Genomic DNA, 12441 nt, shown 5'->3' on the forward strand with positions numbered 1-12441 from the left:
TTTGCCATTTATCGAAATTGATAAAGAACGAATTATTACATCAACAGAAGCATTAAAATTACCAGAAGTACCAAAACATTTATTGGTAATTGGTGGTGGTGTTATTGGTTTAGAGTTAGGGTCTGTTTATAAAAGGTTAGGAGCAGAGGTAACCGTTATTGAATATGCACCTAAAATTACACCAGGTATGGATGCTGATGTTTCTAAAGAGTTGCAAAAAGTATTCAAAAAACAGGGTATGAAATTCCATGTAAATCACGGAGTTACTGCTGTAGAAAGAAATAGAGATGAAATTACAATAAAAGCCAATAATAAAAAAGGCGAAGAAGTAACATTTACAGGAGATTATTGTTTGGTTTCTGTAGGAAGAAAACCATACACACAAGGTTTAGGCTTAGAAAAAGCGGGTATAAAAGTAAACGAAAGAGGGCAAATTGATGTAAACGATCATTTACAAACAAATATTGCCAACATTTATGCTATTGGTGATGTTGTAAAAGGGGCAATGTTGGCACACAAAGCAGAAGAAGAAGGTGTGGTTGTTGCAGAATATTTGGCTGGCCAAAAACCACATATTGATTATAATTTAATTCCGGGTATTGTATACACTTGGCCAGAAGCTGCTGCTGTTGGTAAAACTGAGCAAGAATTAAAAGATGCTAAAGTAGAATATAAATCGGGTAAATTTTCAATGCGTGCTTTAGGAAGATCTAGAGCCAGTGGAGATATAGATGGTTTTGTGAAAGTTTTAGCGGATAAAAATACAGATGAAATTCTAGGAGTACACATGGTAGGTGCCAGAGTTGCAGATTTAATTATGGAAGCTGCAGTTGCTATGGAATACAGAGCAAGTGCAGAAGATTTGGCAAGAATTTGTCATGGACATCCAACGTATTCTGAGGCTGTAAAAGAAGCTGCAAAAGCGGCTTGGGATGGAAAACCATTAAATGCTTAAAATCTTTAATTATATTGATTAGACCTTTCAGGTTTCAAAAACCTGAAAGGTCTTTTTGTTTACAAATGCAAAGAATAACGAAAACTTTTCAGCTTAAAAATGTGCAACAATTCAAAAAACAACTGTTTTTGTGGGCACAACAATCTGAAACTGTAATTTGGTTAGATTCTAACAATTATAACCAGCAATATTCTAGTTTTGATGGTGTTTTAGCTGTTGAAGAATTTACATCAATCAAAACAGATTATTACAACGCTTTTAAGAAGCTAAAAGAATATCAAACCATTACAAAAGATTATATTTTTGGCTATATTTCTTATGATGTTAAAAATGATGTAGAGCAACTTTCTTCTAAGAATTTTGATGGTTTAGATTTTCCTGATTTGTACTTTTTTCAACCTCAAAAATTATTTTTTATCAACCAAAATACGGTTGAATTTCAGTATTTAAAACTTGTAGATGATGAGATTGAGAGTGATTTTGAGAACATCCAAAAATCTAAAAGTCTAGAAATCCAAAAATCTAAAAATAACATCAAAATAAAACTACGAATTCATAAAGATGAATACTATAAAAAAGTAACTAAAATTTTAGAACATATTCAAAGAGGCGATATTTATGAAGCTAATTTTTGCCAAGAATTTTATGCAGAAAATGCAACAATAAATCCTTTAGAAGTATATGAGCATTTAAATGCAATTTCTCAGCCACCTTTTGCAACTTTTTTAAAGATTGATGCACAGTATGCTTTGTCTGCATCACCAGAAAGATATCTTAGAAAAGAAGGAACTAAAATAATATCACAACCTATAAAAGGCACAGCAAAACGTTTGCGAAGTAAAATTGATGATGAAAAAATTGCCTCAGATTTAGCCAGAGATCTTAAAGAACGTTCAGAAAATGTTATGATTGTGGATTTGGTTAGAAATGATTTGTCAAAATCCGCCAAAAAAGGAACCGTAAATGTTGAAGAATTGTGCAAAGTTTATTCATTTAAGCAAGTGCATCAAATGATTTCCACTGTAGTTTGTGAAATTGAAGAAAACATTCATCCTGTTGATGTTATAAAAAATACTTTCCCTATGGGAAGCATGACTGGAGCTCCAAAAGTTGCAGCCATGAAAATTATTGAAAACTTAGAAGAAACCAAACGAGGTTTATATTCTGGTGCAGTTGGTTATTTTACTCCTGATGGTAATTTCGACTTTAATGTTGTAATTCGTAGTATTTTATACAATGCAGAAACCAACTATATTTCTTATTCTGTTGGTGGCGCAATTACCACAAAATCGAATCCTGAAAAAGAATATGAAGAGTGTTTATTAAAAGCAAAAGCAATGAAATATGTGCTTTTACATTCTAAATAACTTTACAATTCCTTAATTTTTAGGTAAACAATTTTTGCTGAAGCTGAGCTATCTTGCAATAAAAACATGACTACAAAACTATCAGAAAAAGAGTTTAAAAAACTTGTTATTGATGTTGCTAAAAACATTAGTCCTGTACTTGTACAAAAAGAAAATGATGTGGTAACGAATGCAGAAAATATTGCTTTTTATGCAAAACAGATTGCAATTTCTGTAAATGATGTTTTAGTACATAAAGACATTCAAAATTAGTTTTTTATTAAAAACAGGTTTTAGATTTCAGTATTTTCTAACAGAAATATAGCTGTAAACTAGCTTATTTTCTATATTTACATGATGATTGTAAACAAAGAAGAAAAATTTAAAATCGTTTTTGAGAGTTTAAAGGATAAAAAATCCGAACAAAATATGTTTAGTGGGTTTTTAAAAAAATATCCTGAGGAATGGAAGCAACTTAAAATTTCATTTTCTAAATTTAACAGAAGTAAGCAGTTTGGAAAAACAATTCCTTTGCCCAAACCAGAACAATCTTTAAAAAAAGAAATTAGACTTTGGTTAAAAACGCATTTAAATGATAAATAAAGCATTTCATTTTAATATTTACAATACAGAATTTTTTGGCCAATACTGGAAAGCTAAAGAAACTAAAGCAGTTGTAGTTTTGGTGCATGGTATGGGAGAGCACTCATCACGTTACCAGCATGTAGCAGAAAAATTAACAAGTAATTCTTTTTCAGTTGTTGCTTTTGATCATTTTGGTCATGGAAAAACTGGTGGAAAACGAGGTCATAACCCCAGTTTTGAGGCCGTTTTAGAAAGTGTCTCAAAAACTATAGAGAAGGCTAAAGAGGTGTTTCCTAACAAACCTGTATTTCTTTACGGGCATTCAATGGGTGGTAATGTTATTATAAATTATGCGCTTAGAAAAAATGACCAGCTTCAAGGTTTTGTAGCAACAAGTCCGTTTTTAAAATTGGCTTTTAAACCACCAGCAATTAAGCTTTTTGTAGGTAAAATGTTGCAAAATCTTATACCTTCTTTAACCATGGGAAATGAATTAGATATTCAAGCTATTTCTAGAGATAAAGCAGAGGTGAAAAAGTACATGAATGATAAATTGATTCATACCAAAATTAGTCCAAATTATTCAATTAAATTTATTGAAACTGGCAATTGGGCAATTAGCAATGCATCTAAATTAGCTTTGCCCATGTTACTGGTTCATGGTACAGAAGACTGTATTATCAGTTATAAAGGGACGCAAGAATTTGCCAAAAACACTAAAAAAGCAACACTAAAATTGTATGAAGGTGGCTACCATGAATTACATAATGATTTGTGTAAAGAAGAAATGCTACAAGATGTTGTAAACTGGTTAAATTCTCAACTTTAATTTACGTATTTTTGATGCAGAAATGCTTCAAAAATTTACAACACATATTAATAATCATTTTCCTTTTTTAAAGGATAAAAAATTATTAATTGCTATTTCTGGTGGCATCGATTCTGTTGTTTTATTGCATCTTTTTCATCAATTAAATTATTCGATAGCTTTGGCACATTGTAATTTTAAATTGCGAGGTAAAGAAAGTGATTTAGATGAAGAATTTGTAGATAAATTATCTCAAAATACGTCTAATCAGATTTTTAAGGTGTATTTTGATACTGAAATTTTTGCCAAGAAAAACAAACTTTCAACACAAATTGCAGCAAGAGAATTACGATACGCTTGGTTTCAAGAATTAGTTGAAAAACACAATTTTGATTATGTTGTAACAGCGCATCATGCAGATGATAATTTAGAAACTTTTCTTATCAATTTAACTCGAGGTTCTGGCTTAGAGGGGTTTACTGGAATACCAAAAATTAATGGAAATATCGTTCGCCCTTTGTTGGCATTTTCAAGAACAGAAATTTTAAATTTTGCTAAAGAAAATGCAATTGCGTGGAGAGAAGATGCAAGCAATGCATCAACTAAATATACACGAAATAAAATTCGGCATCAAGTAATTCCTGTTTTAAAAGAAATCAATCCGAGTTTACTATCGTCATTCCAAAAAACCTTAGAAAACTTGGAAGAAAGTCAACAAATTATTGAGGATAGAATTGAAAGTGTAACATCAATAATAATTGAAAAAGATTTCTCGACTGCGCTAGAAATGACAAAAATAAATATCAATAAAGTAAACAAACTCTCTAATCCAAAAGCGTATTTGTATCAATTTTTAAAAGCGTATAATTTTACGGCTTGGCATGACATTTATAATTTACTTTCGGCACAATCTGGCAAGCAAGTTTTTTCTGAAACACATCGTTTGTTAAAAGATCGGGATTATTTGATACTTTCTAAAAAAGAGGATTTATCACCTGTAAAAACATCTTATCAAATTAGAGAAAATGAGTCTGAAATAAAAAAGCCGATACATTTGGTTTTTGAACAAGTTAAACAATTAGGTATAGAAAATAAGGAAACTATTTATCTCGATAAAGACTTGCTAGAATATCCTTTAAATATTAGGAAATGGGAAAATGGAGATTATTTTTACCCAAAAGGTATGCAAGGAAAAAAGAAGTTGAGTAAATTTTTTAAGGATGAAAAATTTTCGCTTTTAGAGAAAGAAAACACATGGTTGCTTTGCAACTCAAACAACGAAATATTATGGGTAATAAATCATAGACAAGATCATCGATTTCTTGTTAAAGACAACTCAAATATGTTAAAAATTAGCGTGATAAAAAACTAAACTCATTAAATTCTATATATTTACCCTATCAACCAAATACATTCAAAATATGAAAAGTAAACTTCTATTACTAGCACTAATCATTTTAGTTTCTTGTAAAACAGAACAAAAAGTAAACTACTCAATAATTGAGGGTAATATTCAAAATGCAAACTCAGACAAACTAACGGTTTACAATCAGTTTGATACAAGTATAAAAAAAGAAATTGTTTTGTTAGAAGATGGAACCTTTAAAGATACCATTTTTTATCATGAAACTAATTTTTACTTTTTGCGTGAAGGTAATAACATGACTGATATGTATATTCCAAATGGTGAAAATGTTGTTATAAATTATAATGCAAGTAGTAAGGACTCAACACTAAATTTTACGGGTGATGTAAAAACTATTAACAATTACCTATCAAAGAAAAAGGCAGTTACCTCTGCTGAAAGAGGCGATTTTAAAGCGCTTTTTATGAAAGAAGAAGCTGATTTCAAAGCGCATTTGGTAAAGATAAAGGAAGCACAAGAAGATTTATTGAATCATACAGAAGGTATATCTACTAATTTTAAAAATAACGAAGCGAAAAATATTTATTTTGAATATTTAATGAATTTAAACAATTACCCTTTATATCATCCTTATTATACCAAAAAAGAAGATTTTAAAGTTAGTGAAAACTTTTTAGAAGAAATGGAAAATTTAGATTTATCAAATGAAGCTAATTTCTACTTTTCTCAAAATTACCGATCGTTACTAAACTCAAAATTAAGAGATAATTCTAAAGATTTAGTGGATAAAGATTCCATTGCAGATGACGTTGCTTTTTTAAAAACCATAGCAGCAAATAAAAGTGAAATCATAAAAAACAAACTATTATTTGATGATGCTAAATATGGAATTACTTACACCAATAATTTAGAAGAATATTATAAAGTTTTCTCTGAAAACTCTACAAATAAAGAAAACAATGAGAAAATTGCTAAAGATTACCAAAAAATAAAGGCTTTAGCTAAAGGAAACGCTTCACCAAAATTCGAAAATTATGAAAACAATGCAGGTGGAGAAATGTCATTAGATGATCTTAAAGGGAAGTATGTTTATTTTGATATTTGGGCAACATGGTGTGGACCTTGTATTAGAGAAATTCCTTTTCTAAAGAAAGTTGAAAAAGAATATCATGATAAAAATATAGCCTTTGTAAGTGTTTCTATAGACACAGAAAAAGCCTATGATAAATGGAAAAAAATGATTATAGATAGGGAGTTAGGTGGTATTCAATTGTTGGCGGATAATGCTTGGGAATCTCAATTTATTGAAGATTATATGATTAAAGGAATTCCTCGTTTTATTTTATTAGATCCTAATGGTAATATTATTGATGCAAACGCACCAAGACCATCAAATAAAAAACTAACTGAATTGTTAAACGAACTAAATTTATAATTTATTTACCAGTAAATTTCATTCATGAAAAAAATACTTTTCATTACAGCTTTTTTTGCAATATTTACAGGCTTTTCTCAAACAGAAAACAATCCTATTAAAATTGATGCATCTCTGCATAAAATATCAGATACAGAATATGATGTTGTTTTTAATGCAACATTATTTAAAGGCTGGTATTTGTACTCACAGCACAACCCCGAAAATGCATCTTTACCTTTAGAAATTACAATTCCAGAAGGTGAAACTGGGTATATTTTGGTGGGTAAAGCAGATGAAAAAGATACCTTTAAAAAGTATTCAGAAATTTGGGAAGTAGAAGAAATTGTATTTAAAGATAAAGCAATTATTACACAAAGAATTCAATTAACTAACAAAGGTGTAACAAGAATAAAGTTAAACTTTTTTGGGCAAGTTTGCGAAACAGCTTGTATAAATATTGATGAACCTTTTACGCTTTCTTTAACAGCTAATCCTATTCAAATTTCAAATACAGTTGATGAGAAAAGTAAACAATTAACCCAAAAATTGAAGTTAGATTTAAAAAACACAGCTCTTTTAAAAAATTCATCAGATACAGGCTCAGAGCCTTCTAATGGCTTATTTAGTATTTTCTTTTTAGGGTTTGTTGGTGGTTTGTTAGCATTACTTACGCCTTGTGTTTTCCCAATGATTCCGTTAACAGTTTCCTTTTTTACAAAACAATCTAAAAACAAACAAAAAGGCATTTTTAACGCGATTTTATATGGATTTTTTATTGTTTTCATTTACATTTTATTAAGTCTACCTTTTCACTTTTTAGACACAGAAATTTTAAATACCATTTCTACAAATATTTGGTTAAACCTCTTCTTTTTTGTGGTTTTAGTCTTTTTTGCCTTTTCTTTCTTTGGCTTTTACGAAATTACTTTACCAAGTTCTTGGGGTAATAAAATGGATTCTGCATCTTCAGTTGGCGGCATTGTGGGTATCTTTTTTATGGCATTAACATTGGCTATTGTTTCTTTTTCTTGTACTGGGCCAATTTTAGGTTCTTTGCTAGCAGGTTCTTTAACTTCAGATGGTGGAGCATCTCAATTAACAGCAGGAATGTCTGGTTTTGGTTTAGCTTTAGCACTGCCATTTGCCCTGTTTGCACTTTTCCCTAATTGGTTAAATTCTTTACCAAAATCCGGAGGTTGGCTAAACACAACCAAAGTAGTTTTAGGATTTTTAGAGTTGGCTTTGGCGTTTAAGTTCTTATCTAATGCAGATTTGGTAGCACATTGGGATTTGCTAAAACGTGAGGTTTTTATAGGGGTTTGGATTGTAGTTTTTATTGGTTTGGCCTTGTATTTATTTGCTAAAATTAAATTTCCACACGACTCTCCTATCAAAAAATTATCTTTTTCTAGAACCTCCTTTGGGGTTTTAGTAATTGCTTTTGTAATTTATATAGCACCTGGAGTATTGAAAAATCCTACTTGGAATTTAAGTTTATTGAGTGGTTTTCCTCCACCTCAATTTTACAGTATTTACGAGCAAGAAAGTAACTGTCCACTGGGTTTAGATTGTTACAAAGATTTTGATGAAGGCTTAGCCAAAGCGAAAGCAGTTAACAAACCGATTTTATTAGATTTTACAGGTTGGGCTTGTGTGAATTGTAGAAAAATGGAAGAAAATGTTTGGAGTGAACTCGATATTTATCAAACTTTAAAAAACGAGTATATTTTAATTTCTTTATATGTTGATGATAATGAAAAAAAGTTACCAGAAAATCAACAATTCGACTTTTTAAAAGCCAATGGTAAACTAAAAAAAATAGAAACTGTAGGTGATAAATGGTCTACATTTCAAGTGGTTAATTTTAAAAATGCATCACAGCCTTATTATGTATTATTAAGTCCTGATTTAGAGATTTTAAATACTGCACAACAATATACAGATAGAGATACGTATTACAATTGGTTACAAAAAGGGTTACATAGATTCCATCAGAAAGAATAGAAACATTTATAACGAATTTTTTAAAAGCAATATATATGAAAACAATTTACTTTTTTGCGCTAATTAGTTTAGTAATTGTAACTTCTTTAAATGCTCAAAATTCAAGTAAATCACAAACAAAACCCTTTGTAAGCATTTACACGTTTTCTAGTTTTTCCAAGAATTCTAACTCATTTTCTTATCTCAACAAAAAATTAAATTTAAGTGATTTTCAGTTTGTATACGCGAATTTGAATGATTTTGATTCGAATTTATTCTCAATAGAATTTAGAAATTTAAGAAATTATCCATCAGCATTTATTTATGATGATTATATTGCTTACAGAGATGAAAATTTATTAAAAGGATTTCGATTAAAAAATGATCCCACACTTTGGAATTTGCATTGTCCAAGTCCACTTTCTGTGCAACCAACCAAATAAAAAAGAACAAATTCAACTAGATTTATTAGAAATTAAACATTTGTAGAAAATCAAGTTCAATTTCTATGGTTTTCGTAATTTTTAGAATAATTATTCATAAAAACACAGCATCTTTAATTTTTGATTTTTGTAGTTTTACAATACTAATATAAATAATATGTCTGCATTACCACAATTAACAAGATTTAACGACAATGTGTTGTCTAAATATCAAATTTATAACAGCATATTTATAACGTTACCTTTTGATACAATAAATAATACAGGGGTTTTATTACCTCTTTTTCATAAAATTTGCGAAAAAGGTTTTAAAAAAGGAAAGAATCCAACTCAAATCGTAGAAAAATTTTTTAAAAAATATGTAGATTCATCAAAAGAACATGTTAAAAAAGATTTACTATTTCACTTTATACAGTATATAGAACGTCAAGTTGTTTTGTTTGATGCTATAGAAGATGCTGCTTTTCCTATTGTTAATAATATGGACGGTTTTGGTACCCTTCGTAATTCGCAAGAAACTGCAATTTTAAGAAATAAAAAAGAAGAATTAAAAAAGCATTTAGAAGATTTTAAAGTTCGCATTGTTTTAACAGCACACCCTACTCAGTTTTATCCAGGTACAGTTTTAGGTATTATTACAGATTTAGATAAGGCCATACAAAATGATGACTTGTTGTTGATAAAGAAATTGTTAGCTCAATTAGGTAAAACACCTTTTTATAAAAAAAACAAACCAACACCTTTTGATGAAGCCGTAAGCCTAATTTGGTATTTAGAACATGTGTTTTATAAATCTGTTCCTAAAATATACAATTACATTCAGCATCATGTTTATGATGGTCATCCCATAGAAAATGAAATTATAGATCTTGGTTTTTGGCCAGGTGGAGATAGAGATGGAAATCCATTTGTAACTACGCAAATTACCTTAGATGTTGCAGAAAGATTACGTCAATCTATTTTAAGAAGTTATTACAGAGATGTAAGACGTTTAAAAAGACGCTTTACTTTTGATGGTGTTCAAGAAATTTTAGTAGGTGTAGAAAAGCGCTTATACAAACATGTAGTAAGAAGTTATGCAAAAGTAAACTTTTCTCAAAAAATATTACTCAAGGAGTTAGAAACTGCTAGAGATATTGTAAAAGAAAAACACGAAGGACTTTTTATTGACGAATTAAATGATTTTATTAACAAAGTTAGAATTTTTGGTTTTCACTTTGCAACTTTAGATCTTAGACAAGATAGTAGAGTACACCATAAAGCATTTACCCAAATTGTTGATGATTTATTAGCCTCAGGAGATACGACGTTCCCTAAAAATTACCATAGAATGTCGGAAGAAGAACAGATTGAAGTGTTATCGGTAATTAAAGGAAATATAGATCCTACAATTTTAACAGATGAAATGTCTGAGAAAACCATACAATCTATTTACGCATTAAAAACCATTCAGCAAAGAAATGGAGAACGTGGTGCAAATCGTTATATCATTAGTAACAATCAAACTGCTTTGAACGTGATGCAAACTTTTGCGATGCTAAATTTATGTGGTTTTGAAAACGAACTTCCTGTTGATGTTATTCCACTTTTTGAAACGGTTGATGATTTAGAGAATTCAGAAAGTGTAATGCGAACCTTATACTCAAATAAATCGTACAGATATCATTTATCGAAAAGAAAAAATAAACAAACAGTCATGTTAGGTTTTTCGGATGGAACAAAAGATGGTGGATATTTAATGGCAAATTGGGGTATTTTTAAGGCAAAAGAAGCATTAACCAAAGTGTCAAGAGAATTTGATATCGAAGTAATTTTCTTTGACGGACGTGGAGGACCACCTGCAAGAGGAGGAGGTAAGACACATCAATTTTATTCTTCTTTAGGACCAACTATTGAAGATAAAGAAATTCAATTAACCATTCAAGGACAAACTATTAGTTCTAACTTTGGTACAGAAGATTCTTCTCAGTACAACTTAGAGCAACTATTAAGTTCTGGTATTAAAAATGAGGTTTTTACAAAAGATCAAATTAACGATAAACATAGAGATTTGATTGAAGATTTAGCAACTACAAGTTACCAAGCATATGTAGATTTTAAAAATCATCCTTGTTTTTTACCGTATTTAGAAAAAATGAGTACCTTAAAATACTATGCTAAAACAAATATAGGTAGTAGACCTAGTAAACGTTCTAATTCAGATACTTTAGATTTTTCTCAATTAAGAGCCATACCTTTTGTAGGTAGTTGGAGTCAATTAAAGCAAAATGTACCTGGTTTTTATGGTGTAGGTACAGCTCTAAAAAAATATGAAGATGCAGGTAGATTTGATGAAATAGTCGATTTTTACAATGCTTCAGATTTCTTTAAAACATTATTAGAGAATAGTATGATGAGTTTAACAAAATCGTTCTTTGGTTTAACTGCTTATATGGCTGATGATCCTTTTTATGGAGAGTTTTGGAAACTTATTAACCAAGAATATCAAACAACGAAACGTTTGTTATTAAAACTTGCAGGTCATAAAGAGTTGATGGAAAACCAACCTGTAGGAAAAGCATCTATAGAAATTAGAGAAAAAATAGTTTTACCATTATTAACCATTCAGCAATATGCATTAAAAAAAGTACAAGATTTACAAAAAGAAGGTGCAGATGCTAGTGAAATTGAAATGTACGAAAAAATGGTAATGCGTTCTTTATTTGGTAATATTAATGCGAGTAGAAACTCTGCTTAAATAAAATTTTACTAGCATTCTTTTTTTATCTATTTTTAAAGAAAAAATTATGCTAGTAAAAGTTTTTGGATCTGCCGTTTTTGGTATTGAGGCCACCACAATTACTGTTGAGGTAAATATAGATAAAGGTATTGGTTACCACTTAGTAGGTTTACCAGATAAAGCTGTGAGCGAAAGTTCTTACAGAATCTCTGCAGCATTAAATAATAATTCTTACAAACTTCCTGGTAAAAAAATTATTATCAATATGGCTCCTGCAGACATCAGAAAAGAAGGTGCTGCTTATGATTTAACCTTAGCCATCGGGATTTTGGCAGCCTCAAATCAAATTAAGTCGGATGCAATTAAGGATTACCTAATTATGGGTGAGCTTTCTTTAGATGGAAGTTTGCAACCTATAAAAGGTGTTTTACCAATGGCAATAAAAGCCAGAGAAGAAGGTTTTAAACACTTTATTCTTCCTAAAGAAAACGCAAAAGAAGCTGCTATTGTAGACAACTTAGAAGTTTTAGGTGCAGTTAATATTTTAGAGGTAATCAATCATTTTAATGGTGATGCTAAAATTAAACCAACCATTGTAGATACAAGAGCAGAATTTTATAAAAATATCGATTTTCCCGAATTTGATTTTTCTGATGTAAAAGGACAAGAATCCATAAAACGCTGTATGGAAATTGCAGCAGCTGGTGGTCATAATATTATTTTAATCGGTCCTCCTGGTTCTGGGAAAACCATGTTAGCCAAACGATTGCCAAGCATACTACCAGCATTAACTTTAAAAGAAGCTTTAGAAACCACAAA

At 30.0% G+C, this 12441-nt stretch carries 11 protein-coding genes; all 11 read left to right on the forward strand.

Translation table 11 applies throughout. From position 1 onward, the window contains the following. Window positions 1-955 (forward strand): dihydrolipoyl dehydrogenase family protein (locus tag ACTG3V_RS13190; RefSeq protein WP_439132636.1); only part of this gene is annotated, 955 nt, incomplete at its 5' end. 65 nt (window positions 956-1020) lie between these two features. Beyond that, window positions 1021-2322: an anthranilate synthase component I family protein gene (locus tag ACTG3V_RS13195; RefSeq protein WP_439132637.1), complete on the forward strand. Its 1302-nt coding sequence runs from the start codon at window positions 1021-1023 to the stop codon at window positions 2320-2322. A gap of 66 nt (window positions 2323-2388) precedes the next feature. Continuing rightward, window positions 2389-2574, forward strand: a complete 186-nt coding sequence (locus ACTG3V_RS13200; protein ID WP_439132638.1) for a hypothetical protein — start codon at window positions 2389-2391, stop codon at window positions 2572-2574. An 84-nt stretch (window positions 2575-2658) separates the two neighbouring features. Next, a complete protein-coding gene (locus tag ACTG3V_RS13205) occupies window positions 2659-2904 on the forward strand; it encodes a hypothetical protein (RefSeq protein ID WP_439132639.1) in 246 nt (81 codons plus the stop codon). Continuing rightward, the gene (locus ACTG3V_RS13210; protein ID WP_439132640.1) at window positions 2894-3715 is read left to right on the forward strand and encodes an alpha/beta hydrolase; all 822 of its coding nucleotides are present in this window, start codon (window positions 2894-2896) and stop codon (window positions 3713-3715) included. The genes ACTG3V_RS13205 and ACTG3V_RS13210 overlap by 11 nt, the downstream gene beginning before the upstream one ends. A 22-nt stretch (window positions 3716-3737) precedes the next feature. Continuing rightward, complete coding sequence (gene tilS / locus ACTG3V_RS13215; RefSeq protein ID WP_439132641.1) at window positions 3738-5066, forward strand: tRNA lysidine(34) synthetase TilS; 1329 nt, start codon at window positions 3738-3740, stop codon at window positions 5064-5066. A 49-nt stretch (window positions 5067-5115) separates the two neighbouring features. After that, window positions 5116-6495, forward strand: coding sequence for a TlpA family protein disulfide reductase (locus ACTG3V_RS13220; RefSeq protein ID WP_439132642.1), 1380 nt, complete (start codon window positions 5116-5118; stop codon window positions 6493-6495). A 24-nt stretch (window positions 6496-6519) separates the two neighbouring features. After that, complete coding sequence (locus tag ACTG3V_RS13225; protein WP_439132643.1) at window positions 6520-8481, forward strand: protein-disulfide reductase DsbD family protein; 1962 nt, start codon at window positions 6520-6522, stop codon at window positions 8479-8481. Between the two features lie 35 nt (window positions 8482-8516). Beyond that, entirely contained in the window at window positions 8517-8903 is a 387-nt protein-coding gene (locus ACTG3V_RS13230) for a hypothetical protein (RefSeq protein WP_439132644.1), read from the forward strand. A 157-nt stretch (window positions 8904-9060) separates the two neighbouring features. Further along, window positions 9061-11640 carry a phosphoenolpyruvate carboxylase gene (locus tag ACTG3V_RS13235; protein WP_439132645.1) on the forward strand — a complete coding sequence of 860 codons (2580 nt, stop codon included), beginning with the start codon at window positions 9061-9063 and terminating at the stop codon, window positions 11638-11640. 49 nt (window positions 11641-11689) lie between these two features. Continuing rightward, window positions 11690-12441 (forward strand): YifB family Mg chelatase-like AAA ATPase (locus ACTG3V_RS13240; RefSeq protein ID WP_439132646.1); only part of this gene is annotated, 752 nt, incomplete at its 3' end.

Source organism: Polaribacter sp., from assembly GCF_965660385.1.
Taxonomy (GTDB): Bacteria; Bacteroidota; Bacteroidia; order Flavobacteriales; family Flavobacteriaceae; genus Polaribacter.